A 20578-nucleotide genomic window follows, 5' to 3' on the forward strand; every position below is an offset into this window, starting at 1 on the left:
CCCGGACCGGCTGGCGGGACGCCGGCCCGCCCGTCCCTGCGAACAGGATTTCCGCCATGACCCGCCACACCCATCCCGACGCCCATCCCGACGACCCGCATTACATCAGCCGCTCGGGCTGGCTGCGCGCGGCGGTGCTGGGGGCGAATGACGGGATCGTGTCCATCGGTTCGATGGTCGTGGGGGTCGCCGCCGTCGCGGGCGAACACGAATCGGTGCTGCTGGCCGGGGTCGCGGGGCTGGTCGCCGGGGCGATGTCGATGGCGGCGGGGGAATATGTCTCGGTCTCCTCGCAGGCCGATATCGAGCGTGCCGACATCCACCGCGAGACCCGCGCCCTTCACGCCGACCCGGAAGTCGAGTTGGAAGAGTTGATCGCCATCTACGAAACGCGCGGCCTTGCCCCCGACACCGCCCGGCTGGTCGCGGTCGAACTGACCGAGCATGACGCGCTCGGCGCCCATCTGCGCGACGAATTGGGCCTGAACGAGGCCCATTCCCCCAACCCGATGCTGGCCGCGCTGGCCTCGGGCGCGACCTTCGCCGTCGCGGGCGCCCTGCCGCTGTCGGGCGTGGTGCTGGCGCCGCCCGGCGCGGTGGTGATCACAGTTCTGGCAATGACGTTGCTTGCGCTGGCGGCTTTGGGCATCATCGGCGCGAAGGTGGGCGGCGCGCCGATCGGCCGCGCCGTGACCCGCGTCATCATCTGGGGCGTTGCGGCAATGGCGATCACGGCATTGATCAGCCGGCTTGCGGGCGTCTCGCTGGGTTAGGATGGATATGCTGAACCAAACGATCCTTGCGGCTGCGGCGCTTGCCGCGTTTTCCACGGCCACACCGGCCCTTGCCACGCCCGAGGCGGTGCTGCCGTCGCGTGCCGACGTGACCGGCGTGGCGGCGGACGACGAGTTGAACATCCGCGCCGAACCGGACGCGGGCGCCGAGATCCGCGGCGCGCTGCCCCATGACGCCACGGGCGTCGAGGTGCTGGGCTTCGATCCTTCCGGGCGTTGGGCGCGGGTGAGCATGCCGGAATCGACCGGCTGGGTCTCGGGGCGTTTCCTGGTGCTGGACCGCGCGACATGGGCGCAGGGCGAATTGCCCGAAACCCTGCATTGCGTGGGAACCGAACCGTTCTGGTCGCTCAGCCGCACGGATGCGGGGATGGAACTGTCGCGCCCCGACACGGCCACGCGCAGCATGGACCTGCGGGTGGTGCTGGATCGCGGGATCGACGGTGATGCGATGCGCAGCCTGATCGCGGGCGACGACAGCGGGCGGGTGACGGCGGTGATCCAGCCGCAGGCTTGTTCGGACGGCATGTCCGACCGCGAATTCGGCCTGTCGGCCACCGTCATCATGGACGGGCAGGGGCAGGGGTCGCAGATGCTGACGGGCTGCTGCTCGGTCGCGGCGCGCTAATCCGCGTCCTGCGCCAGCGCGCGCAGCCCGCTGCGATAGTCGGGGAATTGCAGGGCAACGCCCAGTTCCGTCTTGATGCGGTCGTTGCGGACGCGCTTGTTCTCGGCATAGAAGGACCGCGCCATCGGGGTCATCACGGCAGCGTCGAAATCCTCGGCCGGGGGGACGGGCAGGCCGGTCAGACGGGCGGCATGGGCGATGATGTCCTCGGGCGGGGCGGGGTCGTCGTCGCAGACGTTGTAGATCGCGCCGGGCCTGGGCTGGCGGATCGAGGCCGCCAGCACCCGCGCCAGGTCCTGCACATGGATGCGCGAAAAGACCTGCCCCGGCTTGACGATGCGCCGCGCTGTGCCCGCACGCAGCTTGGCGAAGGGGCCGCGACCGGGACCGTAGATGCCCGCGATGCGGAAGATGTGCAGCGGCAACCCGTGGGCGGCGGCCAGCGCCTGCCAGTCGCTTTCGGCCCGCAGGCGCTGTTCCCCGCGTCGGGTCGTGGGCGCGGGCGCGTCGTCTTCATGAACCCATCCGCCTTGCCGGTCGCCATAGACGCCGGTGGTGGACAGATAGCCGATCCAGCGCGCCGGGGTGGCGGCCAGGTCGGGCGCGAAATCGCGCAGCGCGGGGTCGCCCCCTGCGTCCGGGCCAGCCGAGACCAGGATCGCATCGGCCCGCGCGATGGCCTGCCGGATCGCGGCTTCCTGCCCCGGCCAGGCCAGCGCCCGCGCACCCGCCACCGTGACGCGGGTGGGGTCGTTGCGGGTCGTGCCGGTGACATGCCAGCCCTGCGCTGCCAGCAGCGCGGTCAGGTATCCCGCGCTGTAGCCATGCCCCAGCACCAGCATTTGCGGCGCGCTCATGCGATGCCCCGCATGATTTCCGCCGCGCGCTGGAAGGACCGGATGCGAAGATCTGCGTCGAAGATATTGCCGACAAGGATCACCTCATCGGGCCGGTGGGCGGCGATCAGCTCGTGCAGGCGGGTCTCGACGGTGGCGGGGCTGCCGACGGCGCTGACGGACAGCGCGGCATCGACATTGCGCAGGACGGGCGCGGGAACCTCGGCGGAGATATCGGCGACGGGGGGCGGTAGCAGGCCGGGCTGGCCGGTGCGCAGCCGCGCGAAGGACAGCTTTTGCGACGATTGCAGGAAGCGCGCCTCATCGTCGGTATCGGCGACGATCACGTTCACGGCCAGCATGAAATGGGGGGCCTCGCCCCATTGGGTCGGCTGGAAGCGCGCGCGGTAAAGCGCCAGCGCCTGTTCCAGGTCACCGGGCGCGAAATGGCTGGCGAAGGCGTAGGGCAGGCCAAGCGCCGCCGCCAGGCTGGCCCCGTAAAGCGATGAGCCGAGGACCCACACCGGCACCTCGCTGCCCTGTCCGGGCCAGGCGTTGACGTCGGCGCCGGGACGTTCAGGGCCCAGATAGCCCAGCAGTTCCACGACATCATTGGGGAAATCGTCGTTGCGCGACATGCCGCGCCGCAGCGCCTGCATCACCGCCCCGTCACCGCCCGGTGCGCGCCCCAGCCCCAGGTCGATGCGCGGGCCATAGAGCGCGGCCAGCGTGCCGAACTGTTCGGCGATGGCCAGCGGCGCGTGGTTGGGCAGCATGATCCCGCCCGCGCCGATCCGCATGTGTTGGGTCTGGCCCGCGACATGGCCGATCAGGACCGAGGTCGCGGCGCTGGCGATACCGGGCATGTTGTGATGCTCGGCCAGCCAGAACCGCTTGCAGCCCGCCTCTTCCGCCGCCTGCGCCAGCCGGACCGAGTTGCGGAACGCCGCCCGCACGTCCGAGCCTTCGGCCACCGGGGCCAGGTCGAGTATCGAAAAATCCATCAGTCGCCTCCAACGCAGTTCCAGCGACAGCGCATTCGCAATTTCGTCGCATCCGTGTGACAGATAAGGTCGCGGCGCGCGGGTTGCCAGTGCGCCCCGCGGCTGGCACAACCGGATTGAAGCAGGTCCGAGGGAAGCAGGGAAATGCGATGAATGACGAATCCCGTGTTCTGCCGGTCGTAAGCCCCGAACCGGCCCGGCGCGAATATTTTGACGATCCCAAGGCCGCCGTGGACAAGCTGGTCCAGCTTTACGAACGCGCCACCGATTTCCTGCTGGAAAGCTTCGAATCGACGCTGGACGGACGCCGCCCGACCTCGCGCTTCCGGGCGTTCTACCCCGAGTTGCGGGTAACGACCGCCAGCCATTTCGTCACCGATTCGCGGCTGGCCTTCGGCCATGTCGCGCTGCCGGGCAGCTATTCGACCTCGATCACCCGGCCCGACCTGTTCCGCGGCTACCTGACCGAGCAGATCGGCCTGCTGATCCGAAACCACAAGGTGCCGGTCGCGGTGGACGACAGCGACACGCCCATGCCGGTGCATTTCGCCGTCGCCTCGCGCAGCGACCTGAACGTGCCTCAGGAAGGCGTGCTGAACTATTCCTTGCGCGACGTTTTCGACGTGCCGGACCTGACGACGACGAATGACGATATCGTCAACGGCACCTCGGGACCGAACCCGGACGGCAGCATGCCGCTGGCAGGTTTCACCGCGCAGCGCATCGACTATTCGCTGGCGCGGCTGGAACATTACACCGCGACCCTGCCCGAGCATTTCCAGAACTTCGTGATGTTCACGAACTACCAGTTCTACGTCGATGAATTCGAGGCATTCGCCCGCCGCGTGCTGGCCGATCCCGATTCGGGCTATACGGAATTCGTCGGGCCGGGCAACAGCATCGTGCGCGACCCGCGCGAGTTGCTGGCCACAGGCGCCAAGACCCCGCAGATGCCCGCCTATCACCTCAAGCGCGCCGATGGCGACGGGATCACGCTGGTCAATATCGGCGTGGGGCCGTCGAACGCCAAGACCGCGACCGACCATATCGCGGTGCTGCGCCCGCATGCCTGGCTGATGGTCGGCCATTGCGCGGGGCTGCGCAATTCCCAGCAACTGGGCGATTTCGTCCTGGCCCACGCCTATCTGCGCGAAGATCACGTCCTTGACGACGACTTGCCCGTCTGGGTTCCCGTCCCGCCGCTGGCCGAGGTCCAGGTCGCCCTGCAAGAGGCCGTGGCCGAGGTCACGCAGCTTGAAGGCTATGAACTCAAGCGCATCATGCGCACCGGCACCGTCGCCACCATCGACAACCGCAACTGGGAATTGCGCGACAATTCCGGCCCCGTCCAGCGCCTGTCGCAGTCGCGCGCCGTCGCGCTGGACATGGAAAGCGCGACCATTGCCGCCAACGGTTTCCGCTTTCGCGTGCCTTACGGCACGCTGCTTTGCGTCAGCGACAAGCCCTTGCACGGCGAACTCAAGCTGCCCGGCATGGCGACGGCCTTCTATCGCAGCCAGGTGGCCAGTCACCTGCTGATCGGGATTCGCGCGATGGAAAAGCTGAGGGCCACTCCGCTGGAACGGATCCACTCTCGCAAGCTGCGCTCGTTCAACGAAACGGCCTTTCTTTAGGCTGTCAGGCGATATGCCGCTGTGGAAATCCGCCAAAAAGTGCGAATGCGCTTGAAAAAGACAGAAAAACCTTGTGTAGCGATTCCAGTGCCGCCAAGGTGGCGCCCAATATTTTTCCCACAGGGAACCAAGAGGAGACAGACATGGCCGTGGCCAATACCAAACCGATGACGAAGACCCAATTCGTCGCTACGCTGGCTGAAGAAATGGGCAGCGACAAGAAAACCGCCGCCGCAGCCCTGGATGCGATTTCGGCCGTTGTTACCCGCGTGGTCGCCGAAGGTGGCGCCGTCACTCTGCCCGGTATCGGCAAGGTCGCCTGCCGCGCCCGCCCCGAGCGTCAGGTCCGCAACCCGCAGACCCAGGAAATGATGACCAAGCCCGCCGACAAGGTGGTCAAGGTCACCATCGCCAAGGCGCTGAAGGACAGCGTCAACGCCTGATCCCGTCCGGCACAGGACTGGAACAAGACAATGGGCCGTGCAGATCGCGCGGCCCTTTCCTGCATCCGGCTGGGGGACGCCATGACCAGACGCCTTGCCGCCATCCTGGCAGCGACGACCATCCTGGGGGCAGGGGCCAAGGCCCAGGCCGTGGAAATCCAGATCGACGGTCCCATCGGCCCGCTGAGCGGCGAATTGATCGACCTGCCGAACGCGCAGGACGTGGTGGTCATCATCCCCGGCTCGGGTCCCATCGACCGCGACGGCAACGGCCCCGCGATCGGGATGCACTCGGACCTCTACCGCCAACTGGCCGAGGGGCTGGCGCTGGAAGGCATCGCCTCGATCCGCATCGACAAGCGCGGCATGTTCGGCAGCCAGGACGCCATCGTCGATCCCAACGACATCATCGTGGCCAATTACGCGCTGGACATGCGCGACTGGGTTGCGCGCGCGGGCCATGTCACGCCCTGCGTCTGGCTGGCCGGCCATTCCGAGGGCGGGCTGGTCGCCCTGCTTGCCGCGCAGGACCCGCCCGAGGCGCTTTGCGGTGTCATCCTGCTGGCGACCCCCGGCAGGCCGGTGGGCCAGTTGATGATCGCGCAGCTTGAACGCAACCCGATGACGGCAAGCGCGATCGACGACATCCGGGCCATCGTCGCGCGGCTGGAACAGGGTGAAAGCCCCGAATACGACGAAATCCCCGCCACGCTGCGCCCGCTGTTTCCGGGGCATCTGCACCGCTACATGTCGGACCTTTTCGCCCATGACCCGGCGCGGATCGCGGGCGACTGGCCGGGGCCTGCGCTGATCGTGCAGGGCGACCACGACGTGCAGGTCGGGGTCGAGGACGCCGAACTGCTGGCCCAGGCCCTGCCGCAGGCCGGGCATCACCTGATCGAGGGCGCGACCCATATGCTCAAGCAGGACGTGCCCGGCCAGCCCTTCGTCACCTATTCCAACCCCGAATTGCCGCTGCATCCGGGCATCCTGCCGGTGATGGTGCGGTTCATCCACGACAACCACCGCTAAGGGTGCTTGCGGTCCCCGGCGGGTCATGCGAACCGGGACGGGTGCCGCGCATGCGGCGTGATCGGGGGAAAACGATGGACCTGCGCGCAATGGCGATGGGGGTGGGGTTCGCCTTCATCTGGGCCTCGGCCTTCAGCACGACGCGGATGATCGTGCAGGACGCGCCGCCCTTGACCGCGCTTTCGCTGCGTTTCGCGCTGTCGGCGCTGATCGGGATCGTGCTGGCGCTGCTGATGCGGCAGAACTTTCGCCTGACGCGGGGCGAATGGCGTGTCGTCGTGCTGTTCGGCCTGTGCCAGAACGCGCTGTATCTGGGGCTGAACTGGATCGCCATGCAATGGGTCGAGGCATCCGCCGCCGCCATCATCGCCTCGATGATGCCGCTGATCGTGGCGCTGATGGGCTGGACCCTGATGGGCGAACGTCCGCGCCCGATGGCGGTGGCGGGGCTGGTCACCGGCATGGCGGGCGTCGCGATCATCATGGGCGTGCGCTTGCAGGACGGGCTGAGCCTGACGGGCACGCTGCTGTGCCTGCTGGCCGCCGTCGCCCTTGCCGTTGCGACGTTGAGCGCACGGGGCGCAAGCAGCAGCGGCAACATGATGATGATCGTCGCGCTGCAAATGGCGGTGGGCGCGGTGGCGCTGATGGTCCCGGCGATGGTGCTGGAATGGGGCCAGCCGCTGCGCTTCAGCGCGCGGATGGGCTGGGCCTTTGCCTATACGGTGGTGGCGCCGGGCATCCTGGCCACCTGGATCTGGTTCCTGCTGGTCGCGCGCATCGGGGCGGTCCGGGCGGCGACCTATCATTTCCTGTCGCCCTTCTTCGGCGTCGTCATCGCGGCGATCCTGCTGGACGAACGCTTCGGCTTTTCCGATGCCGCCGGGGCGCTGATCGTGGCGGCGGGCATCCTGATGGTGCAGCGCAGCAAGCTGCCGCCCCCACCTGTCGCAACCGGGCCGGGCGCATGAAAAAGCCGGCGCGGACGCCGGCTTTCCGGGCAAGTCAGCCGCCTGTCAGATACCCGCATCCACGATGGCGCGGGCCAGGATCGGCACGGTCGTCTGGTTCAGCCCCGCGATGTTCAGCCGCGAATCGCCGACCAGGTAGATCGCGAAATCGTCCTTGATCCGCTTGACCTGCTCGGGCGTCGCCCCAAGGCGCGAGAACATCCCGCGATGCCGCGCCACGAAATCGAAACGGTCCGAGCCGGACAGGCTGCGCAGTTCCGCCGCCAGTTGCTCGCGCAGCGCCAGCATGCCCTGGCGCACCTCCTCAAGCTCGGTCATCCAGTCGGCGCGCAGGGCGTCGTCGTTCAGCACGGTGGATACGATCCGCGCGCCGTGGTCGGGCGGGAAGGAATAGGTCTGCCGGTTCAGGAAGGCCATCGCCCCCTGCGTCAGGTCGCGGGTCTTGCCGCCCTCGCTCAGCGCCAGCAGCACGCCCGAACGCTCGCGGTAAATGCCGAAGTTCTTGCTGCACGAGGCCGCGATCAGCACCTCGGGCAGGCGCGAGGCGATCAGGCGCGTGCCCGCCGCATCTTCCTGCAAGCCGTCGCCGAAACCCTGATAGGCGATGTCGATCATCGGAACCGCGCCGGTGGTTTCCAGGACCTGCGCGACCTCGGCCCATTCCTCCAGCGTCAGGTTGGCGCCGGTGGGGTTGTGGCAGCAGCCGTGCAGCAGGACGATATCGCCCTTCTTCGCCTGCGCCAGGTCGGCCTTCATCCCGGCAAAGTCCACGCCGCGCGTGGCCGCGTCGAAATAGCGGTAGGGGACCGCCTCGACGCCCATGAACTTCAGGATCGAGACATGGTTGGGCCAGGTCGGGTCGGAATGAAAGACGCGCATGCCGGGGTTGGCCATCCGCGCCAGCTCGAACCCCTGGCGCAGCGCGCCGGTGCCCCCGACCGTCGCCAGCGAGGCGGTGCGCGCGCCCTCCAGCCCCTCGCCAAGGATCAGCCGCGCCATCGCGTCGCGATATTCCTGCTCGCCCGGCAGGGCGGTGTAGGACTTGGTGGTCTGGGTTTCCAGGATGCGCTGCTCGGCCTGCCGCACGGCGCGCATGACCGGGGTGTGGCCGCTGGCGTCCTTGTAGACGCCGACGCCGAGGTCGATCTTGCCCTGCCGGGTGTCGGCCTTGAACTCGCCCATCAGGGCAAGGATCTTGTCGGGTTCCTGGGGTGTCAGATTGGACAGCATTCACGCGTCTCCGGTTGCGATGTCAAGGTCGGGGAAGCTGCCCCATTCGGCCCAGCTTCCGTCATAAAGCGAATGATCGCGGTGGCCCAGCCGCTCCAGCGCCAGAAACAGCACCGCCGCCGTGACGCCCGACCCGCAAGAGGTGATGACCGGCCGCGACAGATCGACCCCTGCCGCCTGAAACTCGGCTTGCAGTTCGGGGATGTCCTTCATCGTGCCGTCGGGGTTCAGCAACCGGCCAAAGGGCAGGTTGCGCGCGCCGGGGATATGGCCCGCGCGCAGGCCGGGGCGCGGCTCGGGTGCCTCGCCGCGGAAACGCTCGGGGGTGCGGGCATCGACGATCTGGTGGCTGCCCAGCTTGGCTGCCGCGGCGACCTGGGTGACGTCGCGCACCAGCGCGGGCTGGCGCTGCGCAGTCAGGTGACGGTCGCGATGGCTGGGCAGGGCATCGCCGACCGGGCGGCCCTCGGCCCGCCACTTGGCGAAACCGCCGTCCAGCACGGCCACGTCGGTCTTGCCCATCAGGCGAAACAGCCACCAGACCCGCGCCGCGCTGCGCACAACTGAGGCGTCATAGACCACGACCTGCTGCCCGTCCCCGATGCCAAGCCGCCGCAGCCGCGCGACGAATTTCTCGGGCGGGGGGGCCATGTGCGGCAGGTTGCTGCGCTGGTCGGAAATCTCGTCGATGTCGAAGAATCGCGCGCCGGGAATATGCGCGGCGCGATATTCGGCAGCGGCGTCGCGTTCGGGGTCCAGGTGCCAGCTTGCGTCCAGGATGCGCAAATCGGGATCGTCCAGCCGCGCGGCCAGCCATTCGGTCGAAACCAGAACCCTTGGATCATCGGCCATGAGAGGCACCCCGTCGCAATGCTTTGCCCGGTCCCCGATGTAACCCTCTGCGGCGCGGGCCGCAATGGGGCCTAACCCTGCTTGAGCAGCCGCTGCTTTTGCCGGTTCCAGTCGCGCTTGGCGCTGGTCTCGCGCTTGTCGGCGACCTTCTTGCCCTTGGCGACGCCGATCTTCAGCTTCACCCGGCCCTTGTGGTTGAAATACATCACCAGCGGCACCAGCGTCATCCCCTCGCGTCCCACGGCCTGCCACAGGCGCGCCAGTTCGCGCTTTGAAACCAGCAGCTTGCGGCGGCGGCGTTCCTCGTGGCCGAAGACGCCGGCCTGCTTGTAGGCGGCGATGTAGCCGTTGATCAGCCACAACTCGCCCCCCTCGACCGAGGCATAGGAATCCGCGATGTTCGACTGGCCGGTGCGCAGGCTCTTTACCTCGGAGCCGGTCAGGACGATGCCCACCTCCAGGTCGCTTTCGATGAAGTAATCGAAGCGCGCGCGGCGGTTTTCGGCGATGATCTTGTAATTCGGGTCTGATTTCGTGGCCATGACCCCGCACAGATAGGGCCGCACCGGGGCGAAGTAAAGATCCGCCGCGCTTTCAGAAAATCAGCGCGGTCAGCGCCGCCGACAGCAGCGCGGCGGCGGGCACCGTGACCAGCCAGGCCCCGAAGATCGTGCGGACATGCGAGCGGCGGACAAGCTGGCGGCGCGCCTTTTCCTCGACCGGCAGGGCGGCGGCGGATTTCGCGCGCCGCCGGTCGCGCCATTCGCGGTAAAACCCCACCCCGAAGACGCCGCCGACCGCGACATGGGTGGTCGAGACCGGCAGCGCCGCGACCGATGCCCCGATCACCGTCAGCGCCGTCGCCATCAGCACGCAGAAGGCGCGGGCCGAGTTCAGCCGCGTGATCTTGCTGCCCACCATGTGGACCAGCCGCCGCCCGAACAGGATCGCGCCTGCCGCGATGCCAAGGCCTGCCAGCAGCGGCATCCAGCCCTCGATCCGCAGGGCGCCGGTCTGCGCGCCCGCGAAGATCGTCGAAAGCGGCGCGATCACATTGGCGGCGTCATTGGCCCCGTGGGCAAACCCCATCAGCAGCGCGGCGCCCACCAGCGGCAGGCGGAACACGGCCTTCATCGCGGCGCGGGGACGGCTTTTGCGGCGAATCTGGCGGGTGACGGCGATGCGCGCCTGCACCCAGGCCGCCGCCGCGGCCGTCAGACCGGCGGTGGCAGCAACGGCGGGCGGCTGCGCAAGCGCCGCGTTCAGGATATTGCCGACGAACAGCCCCACGGTCAGCGCGATCATCCACGGCAGCCATCTCCGCGCGGCCAGCAGCGGGTCGTCGCGGTCCCGGATCAGGACGTGCAGAAGCGCCATCAACCCCGCCGCAAGCATCCCCGAAACCAGCGGCGAGATCACCCATCCCGCCGTGATCGCGGCAAGGCTGTGCCAGTTCACCGCCTGCCAGCCCAGGGTGACGACGCCCGCGCCAAGGATCGCGCCGACGATGGAATGGGTGGTGCTGACCGGCGCCTCGGCCCAGGTGGCAAGGCTGATCCAGGTCGCGGCGGCGAAAAGTGCCGCGACCATGATGCGCGCGCCATCGGGCCCCGGCCCGCCTGCGCCGGGCATGACGATGCCGTCGGCCAGCCGCCCCGTCACGCCGCCGCCCGCCAGCACCGCGCCCGCGACCTGCATCATCCCGACCAGCAGCAGCCCGGTTGTCAGCCCGATAGCCCCCGCGCCCACCGCCGGGCCAAGCGAGTTGGCGACGTCGTTGCCCCCGATTGACAGCGCCAGGTAGGTGCCCACCGCCAGCCCCGCCACGATCAGCCCGACCGAGGGGTGATGCCCCAGCCCGCCGATCGCCGCCAGTGCGACCAGCGCCACCAGAATCAGCGCGATGCCGAAGCGGATGACGGGCCGCAGCGACTGGACCGAGGCATGCTCGGCATTCGAGATCCGCCCCAGGTCCTTGTCCAGTATGGGATAATCGCGCAGGGGCCTGCTCATCCGCGCGCCCTCATGCCGTGGCCGGGGCGGGCAGGCGGCGCAGCAGGGCCTTCAGTTCCGGCTCTTCGACCAGATCCGCCGCCTGGGCGGGGGCGAACCAGCGGCGCCTGCGCTGCCCGGCCTCGGGGAACTTGTCGGCAAGCCCGGAGACCTCGACGGCGAAGATGCGCGCCTCGACCGGGATGCCGAAGCCGCGATCCTGCTTCTTGCGGTAACGATAGCTGCCCAATTCGCGCAGGGGCCGGTCGGTGCGGACGCCCGCTTCTTCCCACGCCTCTTGCAGGGCGGCTTCGGCCAGCGTCCGGCCGGTCATGGGCCAGCCCTTGGGAATGATCCAGCGCCCCGAGCCGCGGCTGGTGATCAGCAGCACCCGCCCCGTTCCCGGATCGAGGCACAGCGCCGCCACCTGCATCGACACCGGGCGGCGCCCCAGCAGCCGCCCCAGCCTTTCGCGCAGCATCCGCATCATTCGCCGCCGTCCCCGCCATTCGCCGGCACCCGCCCCCGCAGCGCCTTGACCGCGCCGCGCTGCGTCTTGGCCGCCAGCCGGCGGCGTTTGCTGCCCAGGGTGGGCCGCGTCGGGATGCGCCGCTTGGGCGCGGCCAGCGCCTTGCGGATCAACTCGGCCAGCCTTTCGCGCGCCAGTTCGCGGTTGCGCGCCTGGCTGCGCGTTTCCTGCGCCAGGATGACGATCGCGCCGTCCGCCGTCCACCGCCGTCCCGCCAGCCGCTTCAGCCGCGCCTTGACCTGCGGCGGCAGATGGGGCGAGCGTTCCGCCTCGAACCGCAGTTCGACCGCCGTTTCGACCTTGTTCACGTTCTGCCCGCCCGGTCCCTGCGCGCGGGTGAACTGCTCGGAAAGCTCCCATTCCTGGATGAAGATATTGTCGTCGATATGCAGCATGGGCCGAATATGTCGCGTAATCGCGTTAAGAAAAGCCTAATCTGCGCAAAGCACGTCACTTTGATGGTAGGTGCAGCCGGATTGACGCGGTCGAGGACGCGCCTGCCGCGTCGATGACCGTCAGGCGGGCGAATCCGGGACCGGGATTGGGCAGGACGGCTTCGGGTTGGTTCTGCCCCGTCGCGACGGCGTGGCCGTTCAGCAAAAAGCTGTAGGGCGCCCGCCCGCCCCGCGCCTTGGCGGTCAGCGGGCCGGTCGCGTCCATCTCGGCCCCGTCGGGGGGAAAGGTCAGTTCAAGCCCGTCGCCGGGCCGGGGCCGGGCGGCCAGGGCGCTGGCCTGCCCGGCGGGGGCAAAGCGGCGCAGCGGCACGGGCAGGGCGCTGTTCGGGACCGTGAGCGCCTGCGGCGGCGGGGCGGGCAGGGGCACATGGGCCAGCATGTCGAACAGGTCGAACATCACCGGCGCGGCCAGATCGCCCCCGAAGGCGCCGGGAACCGGCGTGCCGTCGGGCCGCCCCAGCCAGACCGCGACGACATGGCCCCCGTCGAAGCCCACCGCCAGCGCATCGCGATGCCCGTAGGATGTCCCCGTCTTCCACGCGATGCGCCCGGTGGCGGTGCCGGTGGGCGTCGGGGTCTGCGCCAGGATATTGGCCACCTGCCAGGCGGCGGTGCGGCTGAACATCGCCAGGGGCTGTTCCTGCCCCCCGCCCGGCAGGGCCGAGAACCGGACACCCCGCCCGCCCCGCGCCAACGCGCCGTAGCCCTGCGCCAGTTCCTCCAGCGTGACGCCCGCGCCGCCAAGCACGACCGCCAGCCCCGGCCCGCCGCCCTCCAGCCGCAGGCGGATGCCGCCCCGCTCCAGCGCCTGCGCGATGCGGTGGGGGCCGACCGCCTCGGCCAGCTTGACCACGGGGATATTCAGCGACCACACCAGCGACTGGCGCAGGCTGACCGTGCCGCGGAAATGGCGGTCGAAGTTCTGGGGCTGCCAGCGCCCGAAGGTGGCGGGGCGATCCTCGATCAGGGTCTCGGGATGGGCGATGCCGTCGTCGAAGGCCAGACCGTAGACGAAGGGCTTCAGCGTCGATCCGGGCGAGCGCACGGCCCGCGTCATGTCGATGAAGCCCCCCGATCGCCCGCCCGTCCACTCGGCCGCACCGACCGAGGCCAGGATCTCCCCGCTGCGATGATCCGCCATCACGATGGCGGCGGAAACGCGCGCGCCGTGCCTGCCGGTGGCGCGGGCGGCAAGCGCCTCGGCACGGCGTTGCAGGCGGGGGTCGATGGTCGTCTCGATCCGCGTGGCGCCGGGATGCGCGCGCGCCAGCCGCGCCGCAAGCAGCGGCGCCAGGGCGGGAAAGGCGCGGCGGACCTGCGGCACCGGCTCGGCCAGCGCGGCCCGTGCATCCTCGTCCGCGATCACGCCAAGCGCCGCGGCGCGCGCCAGCACCCGGTCGCGGGCCGCTTCGGCCGCCTGCGGATGGCGGTCGGGACGGCGGCGCTCGGGCGCCTGCGGCAGCGCGACCAGCAGCGCGGCCTGCGCGGGCGTCAGGCGGCGCGGTTCCTTCGCGAACCATTGCAGCGAGGCCGCGCGGACCCCCTCGACATTCGCGCCGTAAGGGGCAAGGCGCAGGTAAAGCTGCACGATCCGGTCCTTGTCCAGCCGCCGCTCCAACGCCAGGGCGACGCGGACCTGCCGCAGCTTGCCCGCCCATTGGCCGGTCGGCCCGTCCTCCAGCAGCCGCGCCACCTGCATCGTCAGGGTCGAGCCGCCCGAGACCACTCGCCCATGCCGCACCGCCTGAACACCCGCGCGCAGCATCGCCCGCCCATCGACGCCGCGATGGCGGTGAAAGCGCCGGTCCTCCCAGGCCAGCAACATCTCGACCAGCAGCGGATCGACCGGGCCGGGGTCCAGCCGCCAGCGCCCGTCGGCGACCTGGAAGGCACGCAGCAACGTCCCGTCGCGGGCCAGGACCTCGGTTCCCACGGAAATGTCCAGCAAGGGCAATTCGGTCGCATCCACCCAATCGTCGAATCGGTCGCGCGCCCCGGCCAGCACGGCCATCAGGGCGGCCAGCGCAAGGATCGCAAGGGCAAGGCGGGGCCGAGGAGTCATCGCGGGACGTCGGGGCATTTCCAGAAAACCGGCAGCGCGCCAAAAGATGCGCGCAACGAAACCCTACGCCTTCCCGCCTGGCCGGGAAACCGCCGAAATGCCGCCCTGCGCCGAAAATCCGCGCGCGGCGCCCGCTATTTCTTCATCACAAAAATACCCAAATCCGGCATTGCAACCGGCACAAGGCCTGCAAATCCCGTGCGGCGGATCAGCCCTTCCCATCCCCGAAAAGCCCCTTCAACCCCCGCGACAGCAGCCCCGAGACGGTGGGCCTCGGCTGATGGATGAAGGGCAGGGGGCGGCAGACCTCCATCGCGGCGATGCCGACGCGGGCGGTCAGGGCGCCGTTGACGACGCCTTCGCCGAAGCGGCGGCTCAGCTTCGCCATCAGCCCGCCGCCGACCACGGTCTGCACCAGGTCGTCGCCCGCCGCCACCGCGCCGGTGGCGATCAGATGGGCCATCACCGTGCGCGCCAGCCGCCAGCCGCCGACGGAACCGGCGCGCCCGCCGTAGATCTCGGCCATGCGGCGGATCATGCGCATGTTGGCGACCAGCGCGGCGGCGACATCGACCAGCGCCAGGGGGATCAGCGCGGTCGCGGCGGCGACGGTGCGGGCGGCGGCCTCGATCTCGCGCCGGGCCTGGCGGTCCAGGTCGGTCAGCAGGGCGGTCTCGGCCAGCGCCAGCAGATCGCGCGCCTCGAATGCCTCGTCGCCGTGGCGCGCCAGATGCGCGCGCCCCACGCCCATTTCCGGGCGGCCCGCGTAAAGCCGCGACAGCCGGGCGCTTACCTCGCGCGCCTCGGCCAGGTCGCCCGAGGCCAGCGCGGCCCCCGCGTCCCGCCCGATCCGGTCGATGGCGGCAAGGCGCGACCATGCCCGGTATTCGCGCCACGCCATCGCCAGCGAGGCCAGCGCGAAAACCCCGATCAGCCCGATCCCCAGCCAACCCAGCAGGGGGTAGCGGTCCAGCAGGTCAGCAAAGAAGCGCAGCGCCGCAACCCCCAGCAGGAAGGACAGCAGCGCTACCCCGCTGTTGAGGAAAAGCCGCGTCACCCGCGAGGGCCGCCCGCCCAACACGCGCGAGACCATCATCATCGTGCGCGGCTGCGGCAGGGAACCATCCAGCCCGTCGTCGACCGGAGGGGCATCAGCGGGCGATGGCCCGCCCTCTGTCCGGCGCAAAGGCCGCCGGTTGCGCCCGTCGTCACGCAAGCCCCCGGATCCGCCCGCCTTGCCAGAGGGCGCGCCGACAGGCCCTTGGTCGCGCGCATCCGCAGCCCCGTCCCCATGAAAGGCCGTGCCGCCAATCGCCATCCCGCCGCCGCGCCCCGATCCGCTTCCGGTTTCGCCGCTTCCGCTGCCGGTTCCTGCCCGGCCGCCTCTTCGGCCTTCTGATCCGAGGCCGGTTCCGCCACCTGTTCCTCCGCCTGCGCCGCCGCCCGCAAGGAAGGCCCCTCGGCCGCCGTCTCCTCGGCCCGCCGGACCGCCTGCCTTGCCTGCGCGACTGCCCGTTTCGCCATCGACGCCGTGGCCAGCGCCGCCACCGCTGGACCCCGAACCCACCGGATCGCCAGCCGCGCTATCCGTGCCGCCGCCCGTCCCCGTTCCGCCGCGTGGCGCCTTGCCCGCTGCCGTCCCGCCGTCGGGCCGGTCGGCGATGCCGCCCCCGGCGCGGGGGATTCCGGCCTGTCCTTGCGGCCCCGGACCCTCTTGCCGGTGGCCGCTGTCCGGGGGCGATCCCTCGTCCCTTGCCGCAAGATGCGGGCGCGGTGCGTGGGGCGCTGCGGCGGACGGCTCGATCTCGACCAGCAGGGGCTTGCGGCGCTTGGGGGTGTCGTCGGTCATGTCATCACCTCAGATACGGTCGCCGATCAGGAATTCCGCCGCGCGGTCCAGCCGGATATGCGGGGGGCCGTCGCCTTCGCGCAGGGTGTTGGGGGCGGGGGCGAAGTCCATGATCTCGTAATCCGCGCCCAGCCATTCCGCCGCGCCCTGCCGGGCGGGGGTCAGCAGTTCGGCAGGGTTGAGCGGCAGTTCGCCCGGATAAAAGGCCGCCTGGCGTCCGTCCATCAGGGTGCCGCGCACGGCGGGCAGGTCCTCGCCGTCGCGGTGGATGATTTCCTCGGTGGTGCAGCGCAGCGAGGCGATCGACATCGCCTCGGTCCGCGCACCCGCGAAATCGGCGCGGTCGCGCGCCTCGCGCAGCATGGCCGAGGTGATGTTGGTCAGCCGCCCGTGCTGGCTCTGGTGCAGGTGGTCGGCCTTGGTGGCGGCGAACAGGATCCGCTCGACCCGGCGGCTGCCCAGGATCTGCGACAGCCAGCCCGCGCGGCCGGGCCGGAAGGCGCCCAGGATGTCGGCCATCGCGCGGCGCATGTCCTCGACCGCGCGGGGACCTGCGTGGATCGCGCCAAGCACGTCCATCAGCACCACCTGCCGGTCCAGCCGGGCGAAATGGTTGCGGAAGAAGGGCTTGACCACGCGCGCCTTGTAGGCCTCGAACCGGCGGCGGAACTCGGCGTGGATGGGGCCTTGCGCGAAACCCTCGGGCAGGGGGGCGAAGGTCAGCGCGGGCGATCCCGCCATCTCGCCCGGCATCAGGAAGCGGCCCGGCGTGCAGTCGGACCAGCCCGCTTCGCGCGCGGCGTGAAGATGGGCGGTATAGGCCCCGGCCAGTTCCTGCGCGGCGGTCTCGGTAAAGGGCGTGTCGGGACCGATGCCGCGCAGCGCGGCGGCGAAAGCGTCCGCGCCGGGACGGCCCGCCATCCGTTCCAGCACCTCGTCCGACCACTGGCGATAGGTCTTGTCCATCAGCCGCAGGTCCAGCAGCCATTCGCCGGGATAGTCGATGATGTCCAGGTGCAGCGCCTGCTGGCCGCGCAGCCCGGCGATCATGCCGCGCGGCTGGACGCGCAGGGACAGGCGCAATTCGCTGACGTGGCGGGTGCCCTCGGGCCAATGCGGATCGGGTCCGGTCATGGCGGCCAGGTGGCGTTCGTATTCGAAACGCGGGATGGTGTCGTTGGGCTGGGGTTGCAGCCATGCCGCCTTGATCGCGCCATCCGCCGCCGCGCGCAGCCCGTGCATCCGCCCCCGGTCCAGCAGGTTCGCCACCAGCGAGGTGATGAACACCGTCTTGCCCGCCCGCGACAGCCCCGTCACGCCAAGCCGGATGACCGGGTCCGACAGGCCCAGCCCCCGCATCAGATCGTCGCCGATTCCCATCCCGCCCCCGGTCGTTCATGCCCTGCGCGTCAAGATAGGCGGCGCGGGGGCGGATGTGTAGGGCGCATGGCGGGCCTGCGCCGTTTGCGCATTGCACTTTCCGCCCCGCAGGCGCAGTTTCCCGCCATTCCACGCCACGAGGGAGAGACGGGCATGCAATGGACGGATGTTCTGGCCTCGCGCAATTCAAGGATGAAGGCATCCGAGATCCGCGAGCTGCTCAAATTGCTGGACCAGCCCGACATCATTTCCTTTGCGGGCGGCATCCCCGACCCGGCGCTGTTTCCCGCGCAGGATTTCGCTGCCGCGTTCCAGCAGGCGATGGCCCCTGAAAACGCATCCGTCGCGCTGCAATATTCGGTGTCCGAGGGTTACCGCCCGCTGCGCGAATGGCTGGTCGGGCAGATGCGGGCGATCGGTGTGGAATGCGGGGTGGAGAATATCTTCATCACCTCGGGTTCGCAGCAGGCGCTGGATTACCTGGGCAAGCTGCTGCTGTCGCCGGGCGATACCGCGCTGGTGACATGGCCGACCTATCTTGGCGCGCTTGGCGCCTTCAACGCCTACGAGCCGCGCTATGACCGGCTGGACCCTTACGCCAACACCGACCCCGCCGCCGTGCGGGCCGAGGCGGCGCAGGCGGGCGGCGCGGTGAAATTCGCCTATCTCTCCGCCGATTTCGCCAACCCCACCGGCGAGACGCTGCCGCTGGACGGCCGCCTTGCCCTGCTGGACCGGGCCGAGGCGCTGAACATCCCCGTCATCGAGGACGGCGCCTATCAGTCCCTGCGCTTTGCGGGCCGGCCGATTCCGCCCATCCTTGCGCTGGACATCGAACGCTGCGGCGACATCGAAAAGACGCGCACGATCTATTGCGGTTCGTTTTCCAAGACGCTGGCACCGGGGCTGCGCGTGGGCTGGGTCTGCGCCGCGACCGAGGTTGTCGGGCGTCTGGTGCTGATGAAACAGGCCGCCGACCTGCATTCGCCGACGCTGAGCCAGATGGCCACCGACACTGTCGCGCGCAGGGTCTTCGACGACCATGTGGCGCGCATCCGCCAGGTCTACGACCACCGCCGCCGCCGCATGCTGGCCGCGCTGGAACGCGAGATGCCGTCCGGCGTCACCTTCACCCGCCCCGAGGGCGGCATGTTCATCTGGCTGACCCTGCCCGAAGGCATGGACGGCGCCGAACTGCTGGCCCGCGCCGTGTCCGGGCATCGCGTGGCCTTCGTCCCCGGCGGTGCGTTCTTCGCCGACGGCTCGAACCCCAACACCATCCGGCTCAGCTACTCCTGCGCCAGCGACGAACAGATCGACGAGGGCATCGCCCGGATCGGGCGGCTGCTGCGGGGGTGATCCCGGTGACTGCTATGTGGGACATTGCGGACATCAATCCTAATATTGAAGTGTTGAAGCAAGTGGCTTCTGGAGGTGTTCTTTCCTCATGGTAAAACTGTCCCATCAGCAGGCTGGGCGACTAGGAGAGTATCTAGCGCTGGCTAAACTCAACTCGCTTGGCGTCGCTGCATACGTGAGTCCAGAAGGTGCGCCGGGCCATGATCTGATCGCCGTCATTAGCGGGGTTCCAAAGTCCATAGAAGTCAAAACTAGGCAGTTTCTTCAAAGGCCTACAGAGATATCTAGATGGCCTGTAGATCTCAGGACAAAGGGCGATGCAGACTATTTCCTATTCGTAGAGTTGGACCTAAAAACCATTTCGCCAACGTTCTATTTGCTCAGCAATGAGCAGGCTCGCGTAACAAACAGGGTCAGTAAAGGCTTAGGAAACTGCTATCCTGCGCATGTTCGTGCTATTGCTCAGCCAAACGATTTTTCTTCCTTGGTTGGCGATTCACTGAATTTGCTTCAGACTGAGTGACCGCAATGAACTCATCTTCCGCCGACCCCATCCCCTTCCCGCCCATCCGCGCCTCTGCCATAACGCCCCCCATGAACGACGCCCTGCCCATCGACGCGGTTCTTGCGCCCCTGACGGATGCGCTGGTGGCGCATGGCCGGGCGGTGCTGGTCGCGCCGCCAGGGGCGGGGAAGACGACGCGGGTGCCTCTGGCATTGCTGGACCATGTGCGGGGCCGCATCCTGATGCTGGAACCGCGCCGCCTTGCCGCCCGCGCCGCAGCCGAGCGGCTGGCGCAGCAACTGGGCGAGACCCCCGGCGCGCGCGTGGGCTATCGGATGCGCGGCGAAAGCGTCGCGGGCAGCCGGATCGAGGTCGTGACCGAGGGCATCCTGACCCGGATGATCCAGTCCGACCCCGGCCTGGACGGGATCGGCTGCGTCGTCTTCGACGAATTCCACGAACGCAGCCTGAATGCCGATCTGGGCCTTGCCCTGCTGTGGGAGGCCCGCGCCGCCCTGCGCCCCGACCTGATGCTGCTGGTCATGTCGGCCACGCTGGACGCCGAACCCGTTGCCGCCATGCTGGACGGCGCCCCCGTCATCCGCAGCGAAGGCCGCGCCTTTCCGGTCGAAACGCGCTGGCTGCCCCGCCCCTTGCCTGCGGGCCATCGGCTGGATGCCGAGGCCGCGCGCCTGATCGCGCTGGCCGAGGCCGAGACGCGCGATACCGGCGGCACGATCCTGGCCTTCCTGCCGGGCGAGGGCGAGATCCGCCGTGTCGCCGCCCGCCTTGCCAACCTGCCCGCCGAGATCGTGCCCCTGTTCGGCGCGATGGATTTCAAGGCCCAACGCGCCGCCCTGTCGCCGCCGGGCACGCGGCGGCGGGTGGTGCTGGCGACGTCGATCGCGGAAACCTCGCTGACCATTCCGGGGGTGCGGGGCGTGGTCGATGCGGGGCGTGCGCGGCGCGCGCGCTTCGATCCGGGCAGCGGCATGTCGCGGCTGGTGACCGAGCGCGTCAGCC

Annotated in this window: 19 protein-coding genes; 8 read left to right on the forward strand and 11 right to left on the reverse strand. The window is 69.4% G+C overall.

Going from position 1 to position 20578, the window contains the following annotated elements:
* Positions 1 to 56: 56 nt before the first annotated feature.
* Positions 57 to 773 (forward strand): VIT family protein, encoded by a 717-nt coding sequence (locus Q0O97_RS13165; RefSeq protein ID WP_294930027.1) that lies wholly within the window; start codon positions 57 to 59, stop codon positions 771 to 773.
* 7 nt (positions 774 to 780) lie between these two features.
* On the forward strand, positions 781 to 1422 hold the full coding sequence (locus Q0O97_RS13170; RefSeq protein ID WP_294930031.1) for an SH3 domain-containing protein: 642 nt from the start codon (positions 781 to 783) through the stop codon (positions 1420 to 1422).
* Here the strand turns inward: Q0O97_RS13170 and Q0O97_RS13175 are convergent.
* Together Q0O97_RS13175 and Q0O97_RS13180 are read right to left on the reverse strand one after the other, a co-directional pair.
* Entirely contained in the window at positions 1419 to 2279 is an 861-nt protein-coding gene (locus Q0O97_RS13175) for an SDR family oxidoreductase (RefSeq protein WP_294930034.1), read from the reverse strand. The two genes, Q0O97_RS13170 and Q0O97_RS13175, sit on opposite strands and share 4 nt — an antisense overlap.
* Positions 2276 to 3262, reverse strand: coding sequence for an LLM class flavin-dependent oxidoreductase (locus Q0O97_RS13180; RefSeq protein ID WP_294930037.1), 987 nt, complete (start codon positions 3260 to 3262; stop codon positions 2276 to 2278). Before Q0O97_RS13180 ends, Q0O97_RS13175 begins: the two co-directional genes overlap by 4 nt.
* Before the next feature lie 149 nt (positions 3263 to 3411).
* On the opposite strand from Q0O97_RS13180, the gene Q0O97_RS13185 reads away from it, so the two are divergent.
* From Q0O97_RS13185 to Q0O97_RS13200, 4 genes are all read left to right on the forward strand, one after another.
* Positions 3412 to 4896 carry an AMP nucleosidase gene (locus Q0O97_RS13185; RefSeq protein WP_294930040.1) on the forward strand — a complete coding sequence of 495 codons (1485 nt, stop codon included), beginning with the start codon at positions 3412 to 3414 and terminating at the stop codon, positions 4894 to 4896.
* 143 nt (positions 4897 to 5039) lie between these two features.
* Positions 5040 to 5339 carry an HU family DNA-binding protein gene (locus tag Q0O97_RS13190; protein ID WP_294930043.1) on the forward strand — a complete coding sequence of 100 codons (300 nt, stop codon included), beginning with the start codon at positions 5040 to 5042 and terminating at the stop codon, positions 5337 to 5339.
* A gap of 81 nt (positions 5340 to 5420) precedes the next feature.
* Positions 5421 to 6371 carry an alpha/beta fold hydrolase gene (locus Q0O97_RS13195; RefSeq protein ID WP_294930046.1) on the forward strand — a complete coding sequence of 317 codons (951 nt, stop codon included), beginning with the start codon at positions 5421 to 5423 and terminating at the stop codon, positions 6369 to 6371.
* A gap of 74 nt (positions 6372 to 6445) precedes the next feature.
* On the forward strand, positions 6446 to 7342 hold the full coding sequence (locus Q0O97_RS13200; RefSeq protein WP_294930049.1) for a DMT family transporter: 897 nt from the start codon (positions 6446 to 6448) through the stop codon (positions 7340 to 7342).
* Between the two features lie 45 nt (positions 7343 to 7387).
* Here Q0O97_RS13200 and Q0O97_RS13205 read toward each other — a convergent pair whose 3' ends face one another.
* The 9 genes from Q0O97_RS13205 to Q0O97_RS13245 form a co-directional block, all read right to left on the reverse strand.
* Positions 7388 to 8572 (reverse strand): amino acid aminotransferase, encoded by a 1185-nt coding sequence (locus Q0O97_RS13205; RefSeq protein WP_294930052.1) that lies wholly within the window; start codon positions 8570 to 8572, stop codon positions 7388 to 7390.
* On the reverse strand, positions 8573 to 9424 hold the full coding sequence (sseA, locus tag Q0O97_RS13210; RefSeq protein ID WP_294930055.1) for a 3-mercaptopyruvate sulfurtransferase: 852 nt from the start codon (positions 9422 to 9424) through the stop codon (positions 8573 to 8575).
* A 71-nt stretch (positions 9425 to 9495) separates the two neighbouring features.
* Complete coding sequence (gene smpB, locus Q0O97_RS13215; RefSeq protein WP_294930058.1) at positions 9496 to 9966, reverse strand: SsrA-binding protein SmpB; 471 nt, start codon at positions 9964 to 9966, stop codon at positions 9496 to 9498.
* Positions 9967 to 10018: 52 nt separating this feature from the next.
* Complete coding sequence (locus Q0O97_RS13220) at positions 10019 to 11437, reverse strand: inorganic phosphate transporter (protein WP_294930061.1); 1419 nt, start codon at positions 11435 to 11437, stop codon at positions 10019 to 10021.
* A 10-nt stretch (positions 11438 to 11447) separates the two neighbouring features.
* The gene (locus tag Q0O97_RS13225) at positions 11448 to 11906 is read right to left on the reverse strand and encodes an NUDIX hydrolase (RefSeq protein ID WP_294930064.1); all 459 of its coding nucleotides are present in this window, start codon (positions 11904 to 11906) and stop codon (positions 11448 to 11450) included.
* On the reverse strand, positions 11903 to 12340 hold the full coding sequence (gene arfB / locus Q0O97_RS13230; RefSeq protein ID WP_294930067.1) for an alternative ribosome rescue aminoacyl-tRNA hydrolase ArfB: 438 nt from the start codon (positions 12338 to 12340) through the stop codon (positions 11903 to 11905). Before arfB ends, Q0O97_RS13225 begins: the two co-directional genes overlap by 4 nt.
* 55 nt (positions 12341 to 12395) lie before the next feature.
* Positions 12396 to 14462, reverse strand: coding sequence for a penicillin-binding protein 1C (pbpC, locus tag Q0O97_RS13235; protein WP_294930070.1), 2067 nt, complete (start codon positions 14460 to 14462; stop codon positions 12396 to 12398).
* Positions 14463 to 14670: 208 nt separating this feature from the next.
* Positions 14671 to 16311, reverse strand: coding sequence for a TIGR01620 family protein (locus Q0O97_RS13240; RefSeq protein WP_294930073.1), 1641 nt, complete (start codon positions 16309 to 16311; stop codon positions 14671 to 14673).
* Between the two features lie 9 nt (positions 16312 to 16320).
* A complete protein-coding gene (locus Q0O97_RS13245) occupies positions 16321 to 17691 on the reverse strand; it encodes a YcjX family protein (protein ID WP_294930075.1) in 1371 nt (456 codons plus the stop codon).
* A 153-nt stretch (positions 17692 to 17844) separates the two neighbouring features.
* Here Q0O97_RS13245 and Q0O97_RS13250 point away from each other — a divergent pair, with 153 nt between their 5' ends.
* The gene (locus Q0O97_RS13250) at positions 17845 to 19050 is read left to right on the forward strand and encodes a PLP-dependent aminotransferase family protein (protein WP_294930078.1); all 1206 of its coding nucleotides are present in this window, start codon (positions 17845 to 17847) and stop codon (positions 19048 to 19050) included.
* A gap of 594 nt (positions 19051 to 19644) precedes the next feature.
* On the forward strand, positions 19645 to 20578 hold a 934-nt coding region (locus tag Q0O97_RS13255; RefSeq protein ID WP_294930080.1), incomplete at its 3' end, for a DEAD/DEAH box helicase.

Origin of the sequence: uncultured Paracoccus sp., assembly GCF_945915435.1 — a bacterium.
GTDB lineage: Bacteria > Pseudomonadota > Alphaproteobacteria > Rhodobacterales > Rhodobacteraceae > Paracoccus.

Excerpts from the sequence above, each read along its gene's own strand:
- Q0O97_RS13165 (WP_294930027.1), top strand. The coding sequence starts at position 57 with ATGACCCGCCACACCCATCCCGACGCCCATCCCGACGACCCGCATTAC.
- Q0O97_RS13170 (WP_294930031.1), top strand. The coding sequence starts at position 781 with ATGCTGAACCAAACGATCCTTGCGGCTGCGGCGCTTGCCGCGTTTTCC.
- Q0O97_RS13175 (WP_294930034.1), bottom strand. The coding sequence starts at position 2,279 with ATGAGCGCGCCGCAAATGCTGGTGCTGGGGCATGGCTACAGCGCGGGA.
- Q0O97_RS13180 (WP_294930037.1), bottom strand. The coding sequence starts at position 3,262 with ATGGATTTTTCGATACTCGACCTGGCCCCGGTGGCCGAAGGCTCGGAC.
- Q0O97_RS13185 (WP_294930040.1), top strand. The coding sequence starts at position 3,412 with ATGAATGACGAATCCCGTGTTCTGCCGGTCGTAAGCCCCGAACCGGCC.
- Q0O97_RS13190 (WP_294930043.1), top strand. The coding sequence starts at position 5,040 with ATGGCCGTGGCCAATACCAAACCGATGACGAAGACCCAATTCGTCGCT.
- Q0O97_RS13195 (WP_294930046.1), top strand. The coding sequence starts at position 5,421 with ATGACCAGACGCCTTGCCGCCATCCTGGCAGCGACGACCATCCTGGGG.
- Q0O97_RS13200 (WP_294930049.1), top strand. The coding sequence starts at position 6,446 with ATGGACCTGCGCGCAATGGCGATGGGGGTGGGGTTCGCCTTCATCTGG.
- Q0O97_RS13205 (WP_294930052.1), bottom strand. The coding sequence starts at position 8,572 with ATGCTGTCCAATCTGACACCCCAGGAACCCGACAAGATCCTTGCCCTG.
- sseA (WP_294930055.1), bottom strand. The coding sequence starts at position 9,424 with ATGGCCGATGATCCAAGGGTTCTGGTTTCGACCGAATGGCTGGCCGCG.
- smpB (WP_294930058.1), bottom strand. The coding sequence starts at position 9,966 with ATGGCCACGAAATCAGACCCGAATTACAAGATCATCGCCGAAAACCGC.
- Q0O97_RS13220 (WP_294930061.1), bottom strand. The coding sequence starts at position 11,437 with ATGAGCAGGCCCCTGCGCGATTATCCCATACTGGACAAGGACCTGGGG.
- Q0O97_RS13225 (WP_294930064.1), bottom strand. The coding sequence starts at position 11,906 with ATGATGCGGATGCTGCGCGAAAGGCTGGGGCGGCTGCTGGGGCGCCGC.
- arfB (WP_294930067.1), bottom strand. The coding sequence starts at position 12,340 with ATGCTGCATATCGACGACAATATCTTCATCCAGGAATGGGAGCTTTCC.
- pbpC (WP_294930070.1), bottom strand. The coding sequence starts at position 14,462 with ATGACTCCTCGGCCCCGCCTTGCCCTTGCGATCCTTGCGCTGGCCGCC.
- Q0O97_RS13240 (WP_294930073.1), bottom strand. The coding sequence starts at position 16,311 with ATGACCGACGACACCCCCAAGCGCCGCAAGCCCCTGCTGGTCGAGATC.
- Q0O97_RS13245 (WP_294930075.1), bottom strand. The coding sequence starts at position 17,691 with ATGGGAATCGGCGACGATCTGATGCGGGGGCTGGGCCTGTCGGACCCG.
- Q0O97_RS13250 (WP_294930078.1), top strand. The coding sequence starts at position 17,845 with ATGCAATGGACGGATGTTCTGGCCTCGCGCAATTCAAGGATGAAGGCA.